Raw genomic sequence first — 21,421 nt, 5'->3', positions numbered from 1 at the left:
GTATAAGTGAAAGTGACTACGCCGGGTCTGTTTGCCCTTGCCCTCCGGGCGGCGAACCGCCAATCTGCGGCCATCCGCGCATCCGTTCGGAGTTGCGATTGTCCAGTTCGTCTTCCGCTGTTTTCGAAGTCCGTCTCCATCACTCGGGTGGCAACGGCGCGCCCCTCCTGCTCGCCCACGGTTTCGGCGCCGACCGACGCACCTTCACCGCCAACCAGCCGGCCCTGTCGGAAGTGGCCGACGTCTGGTCGCTCGACCTGCCGGGCCATGGGGCTTCGCCCTGGGCGGACGGGGCGACGCCGACGGCGGCCGCTTTTGCCGATGCCATCCTCCGGGCGCTGGACGACGTGGGAATTGGCCGTGTCGATATCGTCGGGCATTCGCTGGGCGGCGCCGTGTCGGGCGTCTTCGCGGCGCGCCATCCCGATCGCGTCCGGTCGCTGACGGCGCTCGCCGCCTCCGGTCTCGGCCGGCCGGTGCCGCGCGTCTTCGTGGAGACGCTGCCGACGCTGACCGACATCGAGGCTACCGAGCATCTGCTCCAGCGCCTGTTCGTCAGGAAGAGCCTCGCCAGCCGCCGCCTGGCGCTCTACATGCTCGACGAACTGGAAAAGCCGGGCCGGCGGGCGGCGTTGTCGCGCATCGCTTCCGAGATGACCGCGATTTCCGCCGAGGCCGATGCCGCCTTCCGCGCCGTCGCCGGGGCCGGCCTGCCGCGTCTCGTCGTCTGGGGCGCCGGCGACGCCGTCAATCCGCTCGACGAGGAGCGCCTTGCCGCCGTCGGCGGCGAGCGCTTCGTCATCCCGGAAGTCGGCCACCTGCCGCACGTCGAGGCGGCGGTCGCCGTCAATCGCCGGCTCCCCGCCTTCCTGGCCGGGCTTCCCGCCTGATCGTCCTGTCTCTTGTCGCAAACAAGGCCTTTCCGATGTCCCGCACCACCCGTGCCACCCAGTTTCTCGACAAGGCGCGCGTCGCCTACGAGACGGTGACCTACGACTACGATCCCGATGCCGATCGCATCGGCATGCAGGCGGCCGAGGCGATCGGCGCCGAGCCGTCTCGCGTCCTCAAGACGCTGATGGCCGAGGTGGACGGCAAGCCGGTCTGCGTCGTCATGCCGTCCGATCACGAAGTCAGCATGAAGAAGCTGGCGGCGGCCTTCGGCGGCAAGTCGGCCCATATGATGAAGCCGGCCGACGCCGAGCGCGCCACCGGCTATCATGTCGGCGGCATTTCGCCCTTCGGCCAGAAGAAGCGCGTGCCGACCGCCTTCGAACAGGCGGCGCTCGCCCACGCAACCGTCTACATGAACGGCGGCCAGCGCGGCCTGCAGGTCCACCTGAAGCCGGCCGACGCGGTGAAGGCGCTCGATGCCAAGGCGGTATCGCTGGTGGCGGATTGACCACTAATCCGGGGACAAAGCCGGCCCGTTGGCGGTTGACCGCTTGCCTTTCTGTTGCACTTGGACGGGGGTGATTCTACCCATCGTGCCATGGGCAAGGAACTGATTCCCTCCGACGGCATCGAGCCGATCAATCTGCGGGAGGCGCTCGAGGAGCGCTATCTCGCCTACGCTTTGTCGACCATCATGCACCGGGCGCTGCCCGACGTGCGCGACGGCCTGAAGCCGGTGCACCGGCGCATTCTCTATGCCATGCGCCTCCTGCGCCTCGACCCCGGCAACGCCTTCAAGAAGTGCGCCCGCGTCGTCGGCGACGTCATCGGCAAGTATCATCCGCATGGCGACGGCGCCGTCTACGAGGCGATGGTGCGCCTCGCCCAGGATTTCTCCCAGCGCTATCCGCTGGTCGACGGGCAGGGCAATTTCGGCAACATCGACGGCGACAGCGCCGCCGCCCAGCGCTACACCGAGGCGCGCATGACCGAGGTCGCCCGCCTGCTGCTGGACGGGCTCGACGAGGACGCGGTCGACTTTCGCGAGACCTACGACCAGGCCGACAAGGAGCCGGTGGTGCTGCCGGGCGCCTTCCCCAACCTGCTCGCCAACGGCTCGGCCGGCATCGCCGTCGGCATGGCGACCAACATTCCGACCCACAACGTCGCCGAGATCTGCGACGCGGCGATCAAGCTGATCGACGCGCCGGACACCGAGGTGGAAGGCCTCGTCGACCGCGATCAGGGACCGATCCGGGGACCGGACTTCCCCACCGGCGGCATCATCGTCGAAAGCGCGGAGGCCATTCTCGAAACCTATCGCACCGGCCGCGGCGGCTTCCGGGTGCGCGCCCGCTGGCATCGCGAGGATCTCGACCGCGGCACCTGGCAGGCGGTGGTCACCGAGATCCCCTATCAGGTGCAGAAGGCCAAGCTGATCGAGAAGATCGCCGAGCTGATCACCGACCGCAAGGTACCGCTGGTCGAGGACGTGCGCGACGAATCGACCACCGACGTCCGCATCGTCATCGTGCCGAAGTCGCGCAACGTCGACGACAAGCTGATGATGGAGGCGCTGTTCCGCCTGTCGGAGCTCGAAAGCCGCATCCCGATGAACATGAACGTTCTGTCGCGCGGCCAGGTGCCCAACGTGCTGGGCGTCCGACAGGTTCTGGTCGAATGGCTCGCCCATCGCCGCGAGGTGCTGATCCGCCGCTCGCAGCACCGGCTCGACCAGATCAACGCCCGCCTGGAGCTGCTCGAAGGCTTCATCATCGCCTATCTCAACCTCGACGAGGTGATCCGCATCATCCGCGAGGAGGACGAGCCCAAGGCCGAATTGATCCGCGCCTTCGGTCTCACAGAGACGCAAGCCGACGCCGTGCTCAACATGCGCCTCAGGAACCTGCGCAAGCTCGAGGAAATGGAAATCCGCAAGGAGCACGCCGAGCTTTCCAAGGAAAAGGCGGAGATCGAGGACCTGCTGGGGTCCGAGAGGAAGCAGTGGAAGACGGTGCGCTGGCAGATCGGCGAGGTGAAGAAGGAATTCGGCGCCGACAGCAAGATCGGCAAGCGCCGCACCAGCTTCGGCGACGGCCCGGCCCATGACGCCGACGACGTGATGGAGGCGCTGATCGAGCGCGAGCCGATCACCGTCGTCGTCTCCGAGAAGGGCTGGATCCGCGCGCTGAAGGGGCACATCTCCGACGTTTCCGGCCTGCAGTTCAAGGCCGGCGACGGGCTGAAGCTGTTCTTCAAGGCCGAGACCACCGACAAGCTGATCGTCTTCGCCGACAACGGCAAGGTGTTCACGCTCGGCGCCGACAAGCTGCCGGGCGGCCGCTCGGCCGGCGAGCCGATCCGCCTGATGGTCGACATGGAGGACGGCGCCGACGTGGTCGACGTCTTCGTCCACAAGCCGGAGCGCAAGCTCCTGGTGGTGTCGTCGGACGGCTACGGCTTCGTCACCGCCGAAGCCGATCTCGTGGCCACCACGCGCAAGGGCAAGCAATTGCTCAACGTGTCGGCCGGCCAGAAGGCGAAGCTGATGGTTCCGGCCGAGGGCGACCACGTCGCCATCATCGGCGAGAATCGCAAGTTCCTGGTCTTCCCGCTGGTCCAGGTGGCGGAGATGGGGCGCGGCAAGGGCGTGCGGCTCCAGAAGTTCAAGGACGGCGGCGTCTCCGACGTCAGGGTGTTTGCCGCCGACAGCGGCCTCGTCTGGACCGACACGTCGGGCCGCGTGTTCCAGAGGTCGATGGCCGATCTCGCCGACTGGATCGGCGACCGCGCTGCCGCCGGCCGGCTGCCGCCGCTGGGATTCCCGAAATCGAACAGCTTCGGGCCGCGCGGGCTTTGACGAGTCGCTCCCGCTTCGGCCGGCGAATACCGCATTTGGTGTGTACGGAACCTGCCGGACACAGCTTTTGCTGTCTTTACGGACCTGCCGAACGAATGTACAACGTCCACGCTGCTGATTTCCTTCGCGGAGGTCGGGCGCTAGGGATTGACCAGGGGATTCATCGTCCAACGGCCATTTCATCTTTAACAGAAGGTTAGGGATGGCCTCCTAGACTAGGCGAACGCACCAGGGTGCGGCGCTTCGTTGTGGATAAGCTCCGGAAGGCTGCCGGCCCGACGGAACAGCGATGATGAGTGCTCAAACGGCAAGGCGTACGGAATGACTGCAGGGCGAAACGGCACGCGCTCGACGACGAAAACGCTCCTGACCGTGATGTCCACATCACTGGTTCTGGCGATCGGCGTGGCGGGCTGCGGAACAACCGAACAGGCCCCCCTCAAATCCGCCAAGGCAAAGATCGATCCCAAATATGGCGTCGCGCCCAGCCCGCGCGTCGTCGCCATGGGGCAGCCGGTACCGAAGGGCGGCGGCCGCGCCATGGTCGGCAAGCCCTATCAGATCGCCGGCAAGACCTACGTGCCGAAGATCGATCCCGACTACAAGGTCGTCGGTCTCGCCAGCTGGTACGGCACCGATTTCCACGGCCGCCGCACGGCCAATGGCGAAGTCTTCGACAGCGCGTCGATTTCCGCCGCCCATCCCACCATGCCGCTGCCGTCTTACGCCAGGCTGACCAGCCTGGCCACCGGCCGCTCGGTCATCGTCCGCGTCAACGATCGCGGGCCGTTCCATTCCAACCGCGTCCTCGACATGTCGCAGCGCGCCGCCGACATGCTCGGCGTCAAGCGCGCCGGCGTCGCCAAGATTCGCGTCGAATACGTCGGCCCGGCGTCGACCGAAGGCGATGATACCGCCTTCCTGCTCGCCTCCTATCGTGGCCCGTCGCTTGTCGAGCCGCAGGCGGACAAGCCGAACGTCATGCTCGCCGCCGTCGAATCGCTGCCCGGCGTCAAGAGCATGATGAACGTCTTCGGCAGCTCGGATGCGCCGAAGGCGGTGCCCGCTCCGGTGGCGCCCGTCGCCCCGGCCGTGGTGGCCGCCGCCGCGCCGGCCGACATCGCCGGCACCCCGGCGCCGGCCATCGACGTGGTGCCGCTGCCCCGTCCGGCCGAGACCTTCGATTACGTCACCATCGCTTCGGCCGATCCTGCCGATTTCGTGGCCCAGCCGCAGTTCGCCGCCCTGGCGCCCAACGCGGCCGTGCCCGTGCCGCAGCCGCGCATGAGCTTCGCCGATCCGGCCGCCAATACCTACCAGCCCACCGTCATGTTCGGCGACGTCATGTTGCCGCCGCTGCCGCCCAACGCCTCCGGCTACGCCGCCGATCGCGTGTCGCAGGCCTACCAGGCCGTCGATGGCATCGAGGCGGGAACGGGCCTGTCGGAGCTGGTCGACAAGCTCGAAGGCATGGCCGGCTCGAAGCCGGCGGCCGCCCGCGAGTCGTCAGGCCCGGTGGTCCAGCTCGGCGTGTTCGGCAATCCGGACAATGTCGCCAAGGTGAGCGCCGTGCTTTCGGCCTATGGCACGCCCGTCGTCACCGACATCACGGTTGGCGGGCGCGGCATGAAGCTGATGCGCCTCACCGCTCTGACCGCGACGCCGGACCAGGTGATTGCCGCTGCCGAGGCGGCCGGCATCGACGGAGCCCGTCTCCTGCGCTGACCGGCGTTCCGCGCGGCGAGGGCATGTCCGGCGTCCAAGGGCGCCGGCAGCGGGAGGTCCGGTTTCGTCGTCATGCGTGGGTTCCTTCTGCCGCTCCTTCTGTTCGCCGCCCTGATGTCCGGCCCGTCCGTCGCGCTCGAGAGCATCGCACCGCGCGTGGTGCTGCACGACGAAACCACCGGCTCGCTGCTGATCGCCAAGGACGAAGACAAGCCGTTCGCGCCGGCCAATTTCACCAAGCTGGTGACCGCCGCCGTGGTCTTCGAGGCGCTGAAGGCCGGCGAAGTCACCGACGCCACGCTCTATCCGGTCAGCGAGCACGCCTGGCGCACCGGCGGCGCGCCGGCCCGCGTCACCACCATGTTCGCGGCGGTGAAATCGTTCGTGCCGGTGGGCGATCTCTTGCGCGGCCTCGTCGTCGACTACGCCAACGACGCGGCGATCGCGCTGGCCGAGGGGCTGACGGGATCGGAAGCCGCCTTCACCGAGCGCATGAACGCCTACGCGGCGCGGATCGGCCTCAAGGACAGCCGCTTTGCCAATCCGACCGGCTATCCCGACCCCCGGGCGAAGACCACCCTGGCCGACATGCTGGCGCTGGCCGCCCATATCCGGACGAGCTATCCCGACCGCTACGCGCTCTACAGCCAGCCGGAATTTCTCTGGAACAAGATCAACCAGACCAACAAGACGCGCTTCGTGAAGGAGCTGCCGGGCGTCGACGGCATGATGCTGGCCTTCGACGAGGCCGACGGCTTCGGGGCCTTGTTGTCGGCCGGCCGCGGCGATCGCCGCGTCACCGTGGCGGCCAGCGGCTACACCTCGCTCGCCGACCGCGACAAGGACCTCAAGGCACTGATCGAGGGGGCGTTCTCGGAATACGGCCGGTTCGAGATCTTTCCGTCCGGGGCCGAGATCGGCCGGGTGAAGGCGTTCGGCGGCAATGCGCCGGACGTGCCGGTCATTGCGGCCGGCGGCGCCCCGGTGAATCTGACGCTGCCGACCGGCGACCGCTCGCAGTTCCGCCTCGCCGTGGTCTACGACGGCCCCGTGCCGGCGCCGATACGGCGCGGCGCCCCGGTGGCCCGCCTGGAGGTCCGGGTCGACGATCGCCTCTATCAATCGGTACCGCTCGAGGCCGCCGTCGACGTCGAGCGCGGCGAGATCCGCGACCGGGCGCTCGACGGTTTCGCCGAGATGTTCGCCGGCTGGTGGTACAGGACGATCGGGTCTATATCGATCGAGGATATCGTGAACTTGGGAGCATTGCGTGGCCGGCACCAGGGGTAGGTTCATCACCTTCGAGGGCGGCGAGGGCACCGGCAAGTCGACGCAGTCGAAGCGCCTTGCGGCGGCTCTCGAGGGCCGCGGCCTCGACGTGGTGCTGACGCGCGAGCCCGGCGGCTCGCCGGCTGCCGAGGCGATCCGTGGTGTTCTCCTGTCCGGCCGGGCAAGGCCGCTCGGCGTGCTCGGCGAGGCCTACCTGTTCGCCGCCGCCCGTATCGACCACGTCGCCGAGCTGATCGAGCCGTCGCTGGTACGCGGCGCCTACGTGATTTGCGACCGTTTCGCCGATTCGAGCCGGGTCTACCAGGGAACGGCCGGCGGGCTGCCGGCCGATGTCGTCGACAGCCTCGTCGACGCCGCCATCGGCTCCACGGTTCCCGATCTCACCGTCATCATCGACGTGCCCGTCGCGGTCGGGCTCGCCCGTGTCGGCCATCGTTCGGAGGGCGCCGACCGGTTCGAGAGCGATGCCGTCGCGGTGCATGAGGAACGGCGGCGCGGCTTCCTGGCGCTGGCCGACCGCTTTCCGGAGCGCTGCGTCGTCGTCGACGGCAGCCGGGACAAGGACGTGGTGTCCGCCGACATCCTGGCGCTGGTGACCGACCGTTTCGGGCTCGATCGGGAGAGCGCCCGTGGCGATTGAGGACGATCGCGCCACCGAGGCCGACTGGCTGGAAGGGCTGCCGCTGCCGCGCGAGCAGACGGAGCTGATCGGCCATGCGGTCGCCGCCGCCGAATTGCACGAAGGCTATGCCGGCGGCCGGCTGCATCACGCCATCCTGCTGACCGGTCCGAAGGGCATCGGCAAGGCGACGCTGGCCTTCCGCTTCGCCCGCTTCGTGCTGAGCCATGCCGATCCGACGAAGGCGCCGCCGCCCGCCGCCGGCCTGCTGCCGGCCAGCGACCGCGTCGCCGCCATGGTGGCGACCGGCGCCCACCCCAATCTGCTGCATCTTCGCCGCCCCTGGGACGACAAGGCCAAGAAGGTCAAGACGCAGCTCACTGTCGACGAGATCCGCAAGACGGTGACCTTCTTCGGCAACGCCGCCGGCGTCGACGGCTATCGCATCGCCATCGTCGACGCCGCCGACGACATGAACGTCTCGGCGGCCAACGCGCTCTTGAAGATGCTGGAGGAGCCGCCGAAGCGGTCGCTGTTCCTGGTGCTCTCCCACGCGCCGGGGCGGCTGCTGCCGACCATCCGCTCGCGCTGCCGCCGCCTGTCCCTCGATCCGCTCGGTCCCGACGATCTCGATGCGGCGCTGACCTCGCTCGGCCTGACGGTCGCCGAAGGCGACAAGCCGGCCTTGGCGGCGCTCTCCGAAGGCTCGGTGCGCCGGGCGATCGAATGCATCGAGAACGACGGCCTCGAGGTCTATCGCCAGTTCCGGGCGCTGGCCGACGGGTTTCCCCGCCTCGACCGGCCGCGCCTCTATCGCTTTGCCGACGCGGTCGCCGGCCGCAAGGGCGCCGACAGCTTCGACCTCTGCGCCGATCTCGCCCGCGGCTGGCTCTCCGAGCACATGCGCCTGACGCTGAGGGGCGGCGTCGATCGCGTCAACGGCTACGCGGTCGCCTGGGAGACGGTCAATCGCATCGTCGCCGAGACCGACGGCATCAACCTCGATCGCCGGCAGGCGGTAATTTCGCTGATGCAAAGCCTTGCGGGATGCGTCGCTAAGTAGCTATTCACAAGATGTGCCGCCGGCGTTCCTTTTGGACGCGTCTTGCGACCTTCCGTCCGGCACCATCGAAACCCTGAAGCGAACTCATGAAACCGACGTTCTACATCACGACCGCGATCAGCTACCCCAACGGGGCTCCTCACATCGGCCATGCCTACGAGGCGATGGCGACCGACGTGATGGCGCGGTTCATGCGGCTCGACGGCTACGACGTCCGCTTCCTGACCGGCACCGACGAGCACGGCATCAAGATGCTGCAGACGGCGCGCAAGGAGGGCATCACCGCCCGCGAGCTCGCCGACCGCAACTCGGCCCGCTTCCAGGAGATGGCCACCCTCCTGAACCTCTCCAACGACGATTTCATCCGCACCAGCGAGGAGCGTCACCGTGTCGCCTGCCAGGCCATCTGGAAGGCGATGGAGGCGAACGGCGACATCTATCTCAACAAGTACGCCGGCTGGTATTCGGTGCGCGACGAGGCCTACTACGGCGAGGAGGAAACCATCGTCTCCGACGACGGCATCCGCTTCGGCCCGCAGGGCACGCCCGTCGAATGGGTGGAGGAGGAGAGCTACTTCTTCCGCCTCAGCGCCTATCAGGAGAAGCTCCTGAAGCTCTACGAGGAGCAGCCGGACTTCATCGGCCCCGACGAGCGCCGCAACGAGGTGGTGAGCTTCGTCAAGGGCGGGCTCAAGGATCTTTCCATCTCCCGCACCACCTTCGACTGGGGCATCCCGGTGCCGGGCAACGACAAGCACGTCATGTATGTCTGGGTCGACGCGCTGACCAACTACATCACGGCGCTCGGCTACCCGGACACCGACAGCGAGCTGTTCCGGAAATTCTGGCCGGCGCTGCATATCATCGGCAAGGACATCGTCCGCTTCCATACCGTCTACTGGCCGGCCTTCCTGATGAGCGCCGGCGTGCCGCTGCCGAAGCGCGTCTACGCCCACGGCTTCCTGTTCAACCGCGGCGAGAAGATGTCGAAGTCGGTCGGCAACGTCGTCGGGCCGCAGGAGATGGTCGACGCCTACGGCCTCGACCCGGTGCGCTACTTCTTCCTGCGCGAGGTCTCCTTCGGCCAGGACGGCAACTACAGCCACGAGGCGATCGTCGGCCGCATGAACGCCGACCTCGCCAACAATCTCGGCAACCTGGCGCAGCGCTCGCTGTCGATGATCGCCAAGAACCTCGGCGGCGTGCTGCCGACGCCGGGCGCGCTCACCGAAGCCGACAGGGCGATCCTCGAGAGCGTCTACGGCCTGTTGCCGGTCTGCCGCGAGGCGATCGGAACGCAGCAGATCCATCAGGCGCTCAACGCCATCTGGGCGGTGCTCGGCGAAGCCAACCGCTATTTCGACGCCGAGGCGCCGTGGACGGTGCGCAAGACCGACGAGGCGCGCTTTGCCACCATCATGTGGGTGACGGCGGAGCTGCTCCGGAACGTCGCCATCCTGATCCAGCCGGTGATGCCGGCCTCGATGGAGAAGCTGCTCGACCTCCTGGCGGTGCCGGCCGACAGGCGCGCCTTCGACAGCCTGGGCGAGGGCGGGGCGCTTGCCGGTGGCAACGCGTTGCCGGCGCCGGTCGGCATCTTCCCGCGCTACGTGGAGAAGGCGGCCGACTGAGGCGGCGAGCGGACGAAGGCTCCGGGCGACAGCCGTCGTCCGGAAGCCGAACTGCTCGCCGAGGCATCAGCGCAATGTTTGTGCAGCGCCTGCCGGCGCGTTGAGCTGCCGTCCGCTTGACAGTATCGGGAGCTGAATTTCTGATGGCCGCATCGGGCGCCTCGCGCGCCCATGGGGCAATCAGGTTCTCAAATGGCTCACTATGATGTCGTGATCGTCGGCGGCGCCGTGACGGGGTCGTCGGCTGCCTATCATCTTGCCGCCAATCCCGATTTTTCCGGCAAGGTATTGGTGCTGGAGAAGGATCTTTCCTACCGCAAATGCGCATCGGCGCTGTCGGCCGCCTCCATCCGCCAGCAATTCTCCACGGCGGTGAACATTAAGATATCGCTATATGGAATTGAATTCATTCGGAATATAGGCGACGTACTGGAGGTGGACGGCGACAGGCCGGACATCGGCTTCCATGAGGACGGCTATCTTTTCCTCGCCACCGATGCCGGGCGGCAAACGCTTGCCGAGAACCACAGGCTGCAGGTCGAGCTCGGCGCCGACATCGCCTTCCTGGAGCCGGCCGCGCTGGCGGCGACCTTCCCCTGGCTCAGCGTCGACGATCTCTCGGCCGGCTGCTTCGGCCGCAGCGGCGAGGGCTGGTTCGACGGCTACGGCATGATGCAGGCCTTTCGCAGGAAGGCGCGGTCGCTCGGCATCGAATACCGGCCATCCCGTGCTGTCGCCGTCGAAATCGACAACGGCAAGGCGACCGGCGTTCGTCTCGAAGACGGCGAGGTGATCGGCGCCGGCACGGTGATCAATGCCGCGGGCGCCGACGGCCGCAAGCTCGCCGCCACGGCCGGCATCGACATTCCCATCGAGGTGAAGAAGCGGATGATCTTCACCTTCAAGTCGGAAGACAAAATCGAGCATTGCCCGCTGCTGATCGATCCCAACGGCACCTATGTGCGCGGCGACAGCGATGGCTTCATCTGCGGCTGGGCGCCGTCGGGCGAGGCCGATCCCGAGGTCGAGGACGATTTCGACGTCGACTGGAACCTGTTCGAGGACCACATCTGGCCGACCCTCGCCACGCGGGTCCCGGCTTTCGAGCGCATCAAGCCGGGCGCCGCCTGGGCCGGCTATTACGACATGTGCGCCTACGACGACAACGTGCTGCTCGGCGCCCTGCCGGAGCTGCCGAACTTCCTGCTCGCCAACGGCTTTTCCGGCCATGGCCTGCAACAGGCGCCGGCCGTCGGCCGCGGCCTTGCCGAACTCGTCGTCCATGGCGGCTACCGGAGCCTCGATCTTTCCGAGCTGTCGCCCGCCCGGGTTCGCGAGGGCCGCCAGGTCAGGGAAAAGAACATCGTTTGAAGGCCGGCGGAACCAGGCCGCCGGCCTTCCGATCAAATGCCGGTCGTCTCCTGACGGGGCAGGCGGTGACGCCAGCGGGCGAGCCGCCGCCGGGCGGCGCGCACCTTGCCGGCCAGCGGCGCCGCCGTGTCGTAGAAGCGCTGGTCGGCCTCGGCGGTGTGCGTCGGCAATGACCGTCGGAAGCTCTCGCGGGTGATGAAAAAGGTCAGGATGTCTTGCATGATCGCCTCCGGAATTGGCTGCCGGAGATCGATATAGGCGCCCGAAAAAACGATTCATACTGCCCGTTTTCGCACACTGTCTTTCAAAATTGAACAACGGCGGAGACCGGCCGTCGGCGATGCCTCGGGCCGCTCCGAAAGGGCGGAGATCAGGCGGTGCCGCCGTTGACCGCCGGTTTCACCTTGTTGCCGAGCAGTTCGATGGAGTGCAGCGCCGCCGCGTGCGGCAGCTCCGGCCCCTGCAGCAGCAGGGTGAGGCGGTCGATGCCGCCGAGCGACTCGTCGATATGGCGCACCTTGGCGATGACCTCGTTCGGACCGCCGATCACCAGAGCGCCGGTCGGTCCGCGCAGCGCGTCGTACTGGGCGCGCGTCGTCGGTCCCCAGCCGCGCTCGCGGCCGATCTTCGAGAAGGTGCGCTCGTAGCCGGGCCAGTAGATGTCGGCCGCCTCTTCGGCCGTGTCGGCGAGGAAGCCGACGGCGTGCACGCCGACGCTGAGCCTTTCCGGCGGATGGCCGGCCTCGGCGCCCGCCTTGCGGTAGAGGTCGATCAGCGGCCGGAAGCGGTGCGGCTCGCCGCCGATGATGGCGACCACCAGCGGCAGGCCCATCAGTCCGGCGCGGGCGAACGAGGCCGGCGTGCCGCCGACGCCGATGCGGACCGGCAGCGGCTTCTGCACCGGTCTCGGATAGACGCCCTGGCCGGTCAACGGCGCGCGATGCTCGCCCGACCACGTCACCTTGACGTTGTCGCGGATGGTCAGCAGCAGGTCGAGCTTTTCGGTGAACAATTCGTCGTAGTTCCTGAGGTCGAAGCCGAACAGCGGATAGGATTCGATGAACGAGCCACGTCCGACGATGATTTCCGCCCGGCCGTTGGAAATCAGATCCAGCGTGGCGAACTGCTGGAACACCCGCACCGGGTCGTCGGAGCTCAGCACCGTCACGGCGCTGGCAAGGCGGATGGCCTTGGTCCGCGCCGCGGCGGCGGCCAGGATGACCGCCGGCGCCGACGCCAGATATTCCTCGCGGTGGTGCTCGCCGATGGCGAACACGTCGAGCCCGGCCGCCTCCGCCGTTTCGATTTCTTCCAGGAGCCGCGCCATGCGCTCGGCATCGCCGGTCTTGCTGGCCGGGGTCCAGGTGGTCGAGACGAAGCTGTCGATGCCGAATTCCATGATCGATTTCCCGATTGAGAGCGTTGGAAGCGCGCCGCGAAGCCGCCGGCGGCGATTTCCGATCAATTTGGATGCCAGAATGCGACCGCGAAAGGGGTGGATCGTTCACCCTGGGTGAAAGATGTGTCGCCCATTACGTGACTTTGCGTAGCCGCTCGGACGGATAAGTTCAAGCCATAGCTTTCGCCGGCGGAGCCGGCCCTGATCGAGGAATATCCGAAATGGCCAAGGTTCTCGTACTCTACTATTCCGCCTACGGTCACATCGAGACGATGGCCAACGCCGTCGCCGAGGGGGCTCGCTCGACGGGTGCCACGGTCGATGTGAAGCGCGTGCCGGAACTGGTGCCCGAGGAGCTCGCCAGGGCATCCTATTACAAGGTCGATCAGGCCGCGCCGATCGCCAGACCGGACGAGCTGGCCGACTACGACGCCATCATCGTCGGCGCCGGCACGCGCTACGGCACCGTGGCCTCGCAGATGCGCAACTTCCTCGACCAGACCGGCGCTCTCTGGGCCCAGGGCAAGCTGGTCGGCAAGGTCGCTTCGGCCTTCACGTCGTCGGCCACCCAGCACGGCGGCCAGGAATCGACCATCCTCGGCCTGATCCCCACCTTCCTGCACCACGGCATGGCCTACGTCGGTCTGCCCTACGCCTTCCAGGGCCAGATGGGCGTCGAGGCCGTCAAGGGCGGCTCGCCCTACGGCGCCTCCACCATCACCGACGGCGACGGTTCGCGCCAGCCCTCGGAAATCGAGCTGGAGGCGGCGCGCTATCAGGGCGCCCACGTCGCCAAGATCGCCGCCAAGCTGTTCGGCTGATCGCGACGTACCCGCATCATCGAGCCTCGGAATCCCAGGGATTCCGGGGCTTATTTATTTTTCGGCCGGGTGCGCTCATATAGGCCGACCGGCGCGCCGTCGGTGCCGGCGATGGTGGCGGCCCGGGCGTAGCCGGCCCGTTCGGCCAACCGGATCGACGGAGCGTTGTCCGGCTCGATGATGCAGGTGGTCAGCGGGAAGCGCGCCACCCGGTCGGCCCAGGCGAGGCAGGCGGCGAGTGCTTCGCCGGCGTATCCCTGGCCGTGAACCGAGCGCACGAAGGCCCAGCCGGCCTCCGGCAGCCCCCGGACCGGCAGGTCGATCGGCCGCTTGAAATCGGAAAAGCCGATTTCGCCGATGAATGCCCCGGTATCCCGCCGCATCACCGCCCAGAAGCCGTAGCCCATGACGATCCAGTGGCCGGCGTAACGCAGGTAGCGCATCCAGCTTTCATGCTCGGTGGCCGGTCGGTCGGAGATGAAGCGCGTCACCTCGGGATCGGCCCACATGGCGGCCAGCGCCGGGAAGTCGTCGCGCCGGTGCCCTCTCAGGATCAGCCGGTCGGTCTCGATCTCCGGCGCCCGTGTCCTTCGGCTCTGTGGCATCGCCCACCCCGCATCGGTATAGTGCCGCTTTAGCAGATTCGACGGAGAGTGAGCCCCATGCGGTGTCCTTATTGCGGCAATGACGACAGCCAGGTGAAGGACAGCCGCCCCACCGAAGACGGCACCGCCATCCGTCGCCGCCGCGTCTGCATCGCCTGCGGCGGCCGGTTCACCACGTTCGAGCGCGTGCAGCTCCGCGAGCTGACGGTCATCAAGCGCTCGGGCCGGCGCGTGCCCTTCGACCGCGACAAGCTGATGCGTTCGGTGCAGATCGCGCTCCGCAAGCGTCCGGTCGAGAGCGAGCGGGTCGAGCGGATGGTCAATGGCATCGTCCGCCAGCTCGAAAGCATGGGCGAGAGCGAGATCGAGGCCGGGCTGATCGGCCGGCTGGTCATGGAGGGGCTGAAGACGCTCGACGACGTCGCCTACGTGCGCTTCGCCTCCGTCTATCGCGATTTCCGCGAGGCCAAGGATTTCGAGAGCGTGCTCGGCGAGCTCAACGCCGACAGCGAGTGAGGCGGTGATGACGGTGGCCCGCGGCCAGCCGACCGAACTCGATCGCCGTTTCATGGCCGCCGCCATCGCCCTGGGCTGGCGCAATGCCGGTGTCGCCCGGCCGCATCCTTCGGTCGGCGCCATCCTGGTGCGCAAGGGGCCGGAGAGCTTCGAGGTGATCGCCCGCGCCGTGTCGGCGCCCGGCGGCCGGCCGCACGCCGAGGCGCTGGTGCTGGCCGCCGCCGGCGACCGGGCGCGCGGCGCCACGCTTTACGTCACGCTCGAGCCGTGCCTCAACGGCGGTTCGGCGCCGTCCTGCGTCACCGCGCTGGTCAATGCCGGCGTCGCCCACGTGGTGGTCGGCATCGAGGATCCCGACCCCCGCTATTCCGGCCGCAGCCTCGCCATCCTCGAGCGCAACGGCATCAGGGTGACGAGCGGCGTCCACGCCGGCGAGGCGGCGCTGCTGCACGCCGGACATATCGCCCGCTCGCGCCTCGACCGGCCGCATGTCCATCTGCGCCTGATGCTCAGCGCCGACGGCTGCGTCGAGCGCACCGGCGAGGGCACGCGACCGATCGCTTCCGCCGCCGCCCGCGCCCATGGTTTCGGCCTGCGCCTGCTGCATGACGCGGTGATGGTCGGCAGCGGCACCATCATCGCCGACGATCCCCGTCTCACCGCCCGCCTGCCGGGCTGCGAGACCCGCTCGCCGGTGCGGGTGGTCGTCGACGCCGAGGCGCGCACGCCGGTGGAGTCCAACGTCGTGGCTTTGGCCCGCACCTCGCCGACCTGGATCTTCGTGGCGCCCGACGCGCCGGAAGACCGGGTGAGGGCCCTGTTCCAGCGCGGCGTGCTGGTGCTGACGGCCGAACGCGAGGCGTCCGGTCGCATCGACCTCGCCGATGTCCTGTTCCAGATGGGCGGACTGGGGATCGGCTCGGTGCTGGCCGAGGGCGGGGCGCGCCTGTCGCGGTCGCTGCTCGAGGCGGGCATGGTCGACGAGGCGACGGTGATCGTCTCCGGCGAGACGGCCGGCGGCGAGGCGCCGGACCTGCCGCTCACCGAATTGTCCGACGCCGGCGCCTTCCGCATCGTCGCCGGCCGGTCGTTCGGCGAGGATCGATTGCTGCACCTCGCCCGCATCGACGGCCGCACCTCGATCCATGACATTCGTCTACCCGTAAGGCCTATCCGGAGGCCTATTGCGGAACCCCTGTGATTTTGCCAACCTCGTGCGGTAAATGATTTGCAAGTTCGAACGGGGACCGCGATGACCCTTCCGATGACCGTCCAGGACGTGAACGGCCTGGGTGCCAAGGCCTTCATGGCCACTTTCGGCGACGTTGCCGAGTATTCTCCCTGGGTGGCCGAGACCGCCGAGGAAATGCGCCCCTTCTCCGACCGCGACGCCATCGTCGCCGCCTTCGAGCAGGCGTTGCGCGGCGCCGGCCGTGCCGCCAAGCTGGCGCTGATCCGCGCCCATCCCGATCTAGCCACCAAGGCGCAATCCATCGCCGACGACTCGCGCCGCGAGCAGGCCGGCGCCGGGCTCGATGCGCTGTCGCCCGAGGAATTCGCCCGCTTCGAGACGCTCAACCGGACGTATCGCGAACGCTTCGATTTCCCGTTCATTTTCGCCGTACGCGGGGCGACCAAGGCGCAGATTCTCGACGCCTTCGAGGAACGGCTCGGCAACAGCCCGGAAGCGGAATTCGAGCGCGCGCTCGACGAGATCGCTCGCATCTTCCGCTTCCGGATCGAGGACCGGGTCGCACCTTGAGAACGCCGACGAAACTCGGCATCCGCGCCGAAGCGATGCTCGCCGAACTGGCCGCCTTCTCCGATGGCGACGGCAATCTCACCCGTCTCTATCTGTCGCCGGCCCATCGCGCGGCGGCCGATCGGGTCGCCGCGTGGATGCGCGACGCCGGCCTCGACGTCGGGCTCGACGCGCTCGGCACGGTGCGCGGCCGCCTGAAGCCGACGGCGCCGGGGAGGGCGGGCAACCGACGCCTGCTGATCGGCTCGCACATCGACACGGTGGTGAACGCCGGCCGCTATGACGGCATGCTCGGCGTGGTCGCCGGCATCCTCGCCGTCGAGGAGATCCGGGCCCGCGGCATCGAGCTGCCGTTCGGGGTCGACGTGCTGGCCTTCGGCGACGAGGAGGGCGTCCGCTTTCCGACGACGCTGGTTTCCAGCTCGGCGGTGGCCGGCTGCCTTGTGCCCTCCGACCTCGACGCCCGCGACGCCGACGGCATCGCTTTGCGCGACGCGCTCGTCGCCTTCGGGGGCGACCCCGATGCCGCCTCATCCGCCGCCTATGCACGCGACGAAGCGCTCGCCTATATCGAGGTGCATATCGAGCAGGGGCCGGTGCTGGAAGCCGAAGGTCTGCCGCTCGGCGTGGTCACCTCCATCGCCGGCCAGTCGCGTTTTTCCGTCACCGTCGCCGGCGAGGCGGGCCACGCCGGCACCGTGCCGATGGCGTTGCGCCGCGATGCCCTGGCCGCCGGCGCCGCGATGATGCTGGCCATCGAGGAGGTGGCGCGCGCCGGCGGCGCTCACCAGATGGTCGCCACCGTCGGCCGTCTCGCCGCAAGGCCCGGCGCCGTCAACGTCATTCCGGCCGAGGTGGTGTTCACGCTCGACATCCGCGCCGACGCCGACGCGCCGCGCCTGGCCGCCATCGCCGAACTGCAAACGCGCCTTCAGGCGATCGCAAACGATCGCGGCGTCTCGGTGACCATGGAAAAATTCTATGAGAGCCCGACGACGCCTTGCGCCCCACGTTTGCAGGAGGCTTTCGCAGAGGCCGCGCGCGATCTCGGCCTTGCCGAGCGGCGGCTCGCCTCCGGCGCCGGTCACGACGGCCACGCCCTGCATCATCTCACCGACGTCGGCATGCTGTTCGTGCGCTGCCGCGGCGGCATCAGCCACAACCCGGCCGAATTCGCCGCCATTGACGACATGGGCCTCGCCGTGGAAGCCTTGATCAAGGCCGTCGAGCGGCTGGCGGCCGACGCCGCATCTTCGGGGGACCGGACATGAAAGCCATTATCGAAGCCGCCTTCGCCGCCGAGGTCGACTTCCTGAAAGCCCTGGTGAGGGTGCCGAGCGACAACCCGCCCGGCGATTGCGCGCCGATCGCCGAGGCGGCGGCCGGCCAGCTCGAAGCCCTCGGCTTCCAGGTCGAGCGGCATCCGGTGCCGGAGCCCTTCGTCCGCCAGAACGGCATGCGCTCGGTGACCAACCTGATCGTCCGCCACGTGTTCGGATCGGGAAACGGGCCGGTGATCGCCCTCAACGCCCATGGCGACGTGGTGCCGCCCGGTTCCGGCTGGACGACGCAGCCCTACGGCGCCGAGGAAAAGGCCGGCGCGGTCTATGGCCGTGGCGCCGCCGTGTCGAAGTCCGACTTCGCCACCTACGCCTTTGCCTTGAAGGCGCTGATCGACTCCGGGCTGCCGCTCGATGGTACGGTGGAACTGCACCTCACCTTCGACGAGGAGGCGGGTGGCTTCGTCGGTCCGGCCTTCCTGATCGAGCAGGGCCTGTCGAAGCCCGACTATGCCATTTCCGCCGGCTTCTCCTATGCCATCACCACCGCCCACAACGGCGTGCTGCACATGGAGATCGTCGTGCGCGGCCGGCAGGCGCACGCGGCCATGCCCGAGACCGGCGTCGACGCGCTGGAGCACGCCGTCCCCATCCTGAAGGCGCTCTACGACGAGCGGCACCGCCTCGGCGGCACCGTGTCGGCGCAAAAGGGCATCGGCTCGCCCAAGCTCACCGTCGGCCTGATTTCCGGCGGCATCAACACCAACGTCGTGCCCGACCGCGTCGCCCTGCGTCTCGATCGCCGGCTGATTCCCGAAGAGGTCGGCACCGAGGTCGAGGAGAAGCTGGTGGCGCTGATCGAGGCGGCCACCCCCAAGGTCGAGGGGCTGGAAGTCGAGTGCCGGCGCATCATGCTGGCCGAGCCGCTCCGCGAACTGCCGGGCGCCGACCGGCTGGTGGCGGCCATATCGGGCCACGCCAGGGACGTGCTCGGCGTTGCCGTCGAGCCGACCGGCGTGCCGCTCTACACCGACGCCCGCCACTATTCGGCGGCCGGCATTCCGACGGTTCTCTACGGCGCCGGCCCGCGCTCCATCCTCGAAGCCAATGCCCACGCCGCCGACGAGCACGTCCAGCTATCCGATCTCAAGGCGGCGACCGAGGTGATCGCGCTGACGCTGAGGGATCTGCTGGCGGCTTGACGGTACGCCGCTCCGGTCGGCGTACCTCAGTTTCTCAAGCGATCCGGGAGACCGGCTCACGCCGCGACGTCGAGGCTTGCGCTGGTTTCAGCGCCGGCCGATTGCATCGACTGGTAGGCCGAGATGGCCGGTCCGGCAACATTGCCTTGCCCGGACTGCGCCGTCTCGCCGTCACGATTCTGCTGGGCCGCGGCGGCGGGCGACGCCGGCGTGGTCGTCGTGGTGCTGGTGCCGTCCGTGTAAGTGATGGTCGTCGTCGTGCTGCCGTCCGGATTGGTGACGGTCGTCTCGCTCTCGATCTCCTTGGTCGAAGAGGCGCCGCCGGCCGCGGACGAACCGCCCGCCGCCGCTCCGCCCGAAGAGCTCGTGCTTTGCGTCGAAGACGTGTCGGCCGACGCGGCGCTCGTCGCCGAAGACCCGCCGCCGACGAAGGCGGTGAATTCGTCCTGGCTCACCGAGCCGTCGCCGTCGCTGTCGATCGACGTATAGAGTTGCTGAAGCGCCTCGGTGTCGGACGTGAGCTCCTCGGGCGCGCCGGCCGAGAACTCGTCGAAGCTCAGGCTGTCCGAGCCGTCGGTGTCGAGGTCGGCAAAGGAGGGGGCGCCGCCGGCGCCCTCCTGGATCGACATCAGCGCCGACTGCATGTCACTCGACAACTGGTTGAAGGCGCTTTCGAATTCCGGCCCCGCCAGGGCGCCGTCGCCGTCCGCGTCGGCGGTCGAAAGGAGATCCGACAGGGAGGACAGGGCGTCCGATGCGGTGGAATTGTCGCTGGCGGCCGCCGATAGTTCTTCGGCGCTCACGGTGCCGCTCTTGTCGGTGTCGATCTTGGCGAACAGCGACTGCAACTGCGACAGGGAAGAGGAGGACGAGGTCAGGGAGGAAACGCTCATGGCTTCGATAGGCTCCCGCGTTGGGAGGCGCGCATGATCGCGCGTCAGCCTTTTGACGCGTTCGCCCGTAAAGTCAGGCAGGGATTATTGTATCCGGATTTGCCTGGCTTTTCCGGATGGTAACCGGTTGTGCCGGACCCGTCCGGCGTTCAGCCCACCGTGCCCCAGAGGTCGTAGGCATCGGCCCGCTCGATCCTGGCGGTGACGATGTCGCCGACGCGCATCGGACGGCGGCTTTGCAGGTGAACGGCGCCGTCGATCTCCGGCGCGTCCCACTTGGAGCGGCCCTTGGCGACCGTGCCGCTCGCCTCGTCGATGATCACCGGGATGCGCTTTCCCACCCGGCGCTGCAGGAGCTTTGCCGAGATGCCCTGCTGGTGCGCCATGAAGCGATGCCAGCGGCGCTCCTGTTCTTCCGGCGGCACCGGCGGCAGGCCGAGATCGTTGGCGCCCGCGCCCTTCACCGGCTCGTATTTAAAGCAGCCGACGCGCTCGAGCTTCGCCTCGGTGAGCCAGTCGAGCAACATCTGGAAATCCTCTTCCGTCTCGCCCGGGAAGCCGACGATGAACGTCGAGCGGATGGCGAGGTCGGGACAGATCTCCCGCCATCTGGCGATGCGCTCGGCCGTCTTCTCCTGGTGCGCCGGCCGCCGCATGGCCCGGAGAACGTTCGGGGAGGCGTGCTGGAAGGGAATGTCGAGATAGGGCAATACCTTGCCCTCGGCCATCAGGGAAATGACCTCGTCGACGTGCGGGTAGGGGTAGACGTAGTGGAGGCGCACCCAGATGCCGAATTCCGAAAGGGCCGCGGCGAGGTCGTAAAAGCGCGCCCGGATCTCGCGGTCCTTCCAGATGCCGGTCTGGTATTTGATGTCGACGCCGTAGGCCGAAGTGTCCTGCGAGATGACCAGCAGTTCCTTGACGCCGGCGTTGGCCAGCTTCTCCGCCTCGCGCAGCACGTCGGTCACCGGCCGCGATACGAGATCGCCTCGAAGCTTGGGGATGATGCAGAAGCTGCAGCGGTTGTGGCAGCCCTCGGATATCTTGAGATAGGCATAGTGGCGCGGCGTCAGCTTGACGCCCTGCGGCGGCACCAGGTCGACGAACGGATCGTGGGCCGGCGGCACGGCCTCGTGCACGGCGCCCATCACGCTTTCGTAGGCCTGCGGGCCGGTGATGGCGAGGACGCCGGGAAAGGCATCGCGGATCTGCTCGGGTTCGGCGCCCATGCAGCCGGTGACGATGACCTTGCCGTTCTCGGCCATCGCCTTGCCGATGGCGTCGAGGCTCTCGGCCTTGGCGCTGTCGAGGAAACCGCAGGTATTGACGATCACCACGTCGGCGCCGTCATGGCGGCGGGCGATCTCGTAGCCCTCCGATCTCAGGTGCGTGACGATGCGCTCGCTGTCGACCAGCGCCTTGGGGCAGCCGAGGCTGACGAAGGAAATCTTCGGAGCGGTATCGGAGCGGGCGTCGATGGTCATTTAAGG

Annotated in this window: 20 protein-coding genes; 15 read left to right on the top strand and 5 right to left on the bottom strand. The window is 68.1% G+C overall.

Translation table 11 applies throughout. The features are described 5' to 3' along the window. Positions 1 to 98: 98 nt before the first annotated feature. The 9 genes from CJ014_RS19020 to CJ014_RS18980 all read left to right on the top strand — a co-directional run bounded on the left by CJ014_RS19020 (position 99) and on the right by CJ014_RS18980 (position 11,453). Positions 99 to 890 (top strand): alpha/beta fold hydrolase, encoded by a 792-nt coding sequence (locus tag CJ014_RS19020; protein ID WP_165790911.1) that lies wholly within the window; start codon positions 99 to 101, stop codon positions 888 to 890. A 35-nt stretch (positions 891 to 925) separates the two neighbouring features. After that, positions 926 to 1,402: a Cys-tRNA(Pro) deacylase gene (ybaK, locus tag CJ014_RS19015; protein ID WP_100082071.1), complete on the top strand. Its 477-nt coding sequence runs from the start codon at positions 926 to 928 to the stop codon at positions 1,400 to 1,402. 90 nt (positions 1,403 to 1,492) lie between these two features. After that, positions 1,493 to 3,754 (top strand): DNA topoisomerase IV subunit A, encoded by a 2,262-nt coding sequence (parC, locus tag CJ014_RS19010; RefSeq protein ID WP_100082070.1) that lies wholly within the window; start codon positions 1,493 to 1,495, stop codon positions 3,752 to 3,754. A gap of 321 nt (positions 3,755 to 4,075) precedes the next feature. Beyond that, positions 4,076 to 5,479, top strand: coding sequence for a septal ring lytic transglycosylase RlpA family protein (locus CJ014_RS19005; protein ID WP_100082069.1), 1,404 nt, complete (start codon positions 4,076 to 4,078; stop codon positions 5,477 to 5,479). Positions 5,480 to 5,551: 72 nt separating this feature from the next. Then, entirely contained in the window at positions 5,552 to 6,769 is a 1,218-nt protein-coding gene (locus CJ014_RS19000) for a D-alanyl-D-alanine carboxypeptidase family protein (protein WP_100082068.1), read from the top strand. Beyond that, positions 6,750 to 7,409, top strand: a complete 660-nt coding sequence (gene tmk, locus CJ014_RS18995) for a dTMP kinase (protein ID WP_100082067.1) — start codon at positions 6,750 to 6,752, stop codon at positions 7,407 to 7,409. The genes CJ014_RS19000 and tmk overlap by 20 nt, the downstream gene beginning before the upstream one ends. Continuing rightward, entirely contained in the window at positions 7,399 to 8,451 is a 1,053-nt protein-coding gene (locus CJ014_RS18990; protein ID WP_100082066.1) for a DNA polymerase III subunit delta', read from the top strand. The genes tmk and CJ014_RS18990 overlap by 11 nt, the downstream gene beginning before the upstream one ends. Positions 8,452 to 8,537: 86 nt before the next feature. Continuing rightward, the gene (gene metG / locus CJ014_RS18985; protein ID WP_100082065.1) at positions 8,538 to 10,082 is read left to right on the top strand and encodes a methionine--tRNA ligase; all 1,545 of its coding nucleotides are present in this window, start codon (positions 8,538 to 8,540) and stop codon (positions 10,080 to 10,082) included. A 192-nt stretch (positions 10,083 to 10,274) separates the two neighbouring features. Then, entirely contained in the window at positions 10,275 to 11,453 is a 1,179-nt protein-coding gene (locus CJ014_RS18980; RefSeq protein WP_100082064.1) for an NAD(P)/FAD-dependent oxidoreductase, read from the top strand. Positions 11,454 to 11,485: 32 nt separating this feature from the next. On the opposite strand, the gene CJ014_RS18975 is transcribed toward CJ014_RS18980, so the two are convergent. Both CJ014_RS18975 and CJ014_RS18970 read right to left on the bottom strand, forming a co-directional pair. After that, positions 11,486 to 11,674, bottom strand: a complete 189-nt coding sequence (locus CJ014_RS18975) for a hypothetical protein (protein ID WP_100082063.1) — start codon at positions 11,672 to 11,674, stop codon at positions 11,486 to 11,488. Positions 11,675 to 11,823: 149 nt separating this feature from the next. Next, complete coding sequence (locus CJ014_RS18970; protein ID WP_100082062.1) at positions 11,824 to 12,852, bottom strand: Atu2307/SP_0267 family LLM class monooxygenase; 1,029 nt, start codon at positions 12,850 to 12,852, stop codon at positions 11,824 to 11,826. 221 nt (positions 12,853 to 13,073) lie between these two features. On the opposite strand from CJ014_RS18970, the gene wrbA reads away from it, so the two are divergent. Further along, positions 13,074 to 13,673 carry an NAD(P)H:quinone oxidoreductase type IV gene (wrbA, locus tag CJ014_RS18965; RefSeq protein ID WP_100082061.1) on the top strand — a complete coding sequence of 200 codons (600 nt, stop codon included), beginning with the start codon at positions 13,074 to 13,076 and terminating at the stop codon, positions 13,671 to 13,673. A gap of 50 nt (positions 13,674 to 13,723) precedes the next feature. On the opposite strand, the gene CJ014_RS18960 is transcribed toward wrbA, so the two are convergent. Beyond that, the gene (locus CJ014_RS18960; RefSeq protein WP_100082060.1) at positions 13,724 to 14,278 is read right to left on the bottom strand and encodes a GNAT family N-acetyltransferase; all 555 of its coding nucleotides are present in this window, start codon (positions 14,276 to 14,278) and stop codon (positions 13,724 to 13,726) included. Between the two features lie 57 nt (positions 14,279 to 14,335). Here CJ014_RS18960 and nrdR point away from each other — a divergent pair, with 57 nt between their 5' ends. Genes nrdR through CJ014_RS18935 form a run of 5 tightly spaced genes read left to right on the top strand, consistent with a single transcriptional unit; the run spans position 14,336 to position 19,038 of the window. Further along, positions 14,336 to 14,794 carry a transcriptional regulator NrdR gene (nrdR, locus tag CJ014_RS18955; RefSeq protein ID WP_100082059.1) on the top strand — a complete coding sequence of 153 codons (459 nt, stop codon included), beginning with the start codon at positions 14,336 to 14,338 and terminating at the stop codon, positions 14,792 to 14,794. 7 nt (positions 14,795 to 14,801) lie between these two features. Next, entirely contained in the window at positions 14,802 to 15,995 is a 1,194-nt protein-coding gene (ribD, locus tag CJ014_RS18950) for a bifunctional diaminohydroxyphosphoribosylaminopyrimidine deaminase/5-amino-6-(5-phosphoribosylamino)uracil reductase RibD (protein WP_100082058.1), read from the top strand. 51 nt (positions 15,996 to 16,046) lie between these two features. Then, positions 16,047 to 16,556, top strand: coding sequence for a 2-oxo-4-hydroxy-4-carboxy-5-ureidoimidazoline decarboxylase (uraD, locus tag CJ014_RS18945; RefSeq protein WP_100082057.1), 510 nt, complete (start codon positions 16,047 to 16,049; stop codon positions 16,554 to 16,556). Beyond that, positions 16,553 to 17,827 carry an allantoate amidohydrolase gene (locus CJ014_RS18940; protein WP_245427447.1) on the top strand — a complete coding sequence of 425 codons (1,275 nt, stop codon included), beginning with the start codon at positions 16,553 to 16,555 and terminating at the stop codon, positions 17,825 to 17,827. The genes uraD and CJ014_RS18940 overlap by 4 nt, the downstream gene beginning before the upstream one ends. Then, positions 17,824 to 19,038 (top strand): ArgE/DapE family deacylase, encoded by a 1,215-nt coding sequence (locus CJ014_RS18935; protein ID WP_100082056.1) that lies wholly within the window; start codon positions 17,824 to 17,826, stop codon positions 19,036 to 19,038. Before CJ014_RS18940 ends, CJ014_RS18935 begins: the two co-directional genes overlap by 4 nt. Positions 19,039 to 19,094: 56 nt before the next feature. Here CJ014_RS18935 and CJ014_RS18930 read toward each other — a convergent pair whose 3' ends face one another. Both CJ014_RS18930 and rimO read right to left on the bottom strand, forming a co-directional pair. Further along, positions 19,095 to 19,931 carry an EF-hand domain-containing protein gene (locus CJ014_RS18930; RefSeq protein ID WP_100082055.1) on the bottom strand — a complete coding sequence of 279 codons (837 nt, stop codon included), beginning with the start codon at positions 19,929 to 19,931 and terminating at the stop codon, positions 19,095 to 19,097. Positions 19,932 to 20,080: 149 nt separating this feature from the next. After that, positions 20,081 to 21,415 (bottom strand): 30S ribosomal protein S12 methylthiotransferase RimO, encoded by a 1,335-nt coding sequence (gene rimO / locus CJ014_RS18925; protein WP_100082054.1) that lies wholly within the window; start codon positions 21,413 to 21,415, stop codon positions 20,081 to 20,083. Positions 21,416 to 21,421: the final 6 nt, after the last annotated feature.

It is taken from the genome of Pleomorphomonas carboxyditropha (assembly GCF_002770725.1).
GTDB classification, from domain to species: Bacteria; Pseudomonadota; Alphaproteobacteria; order Rhizobiales; family Pleomorphomonadaceae; genus Pleomorphomonas; species Pleomorphomonas carboxyditropha.
The sequence above is the reverse complement of the archived record's forward strand: the minus strand, read 5'-3'. Positions and strand labels throughout refer to the sequence as shown.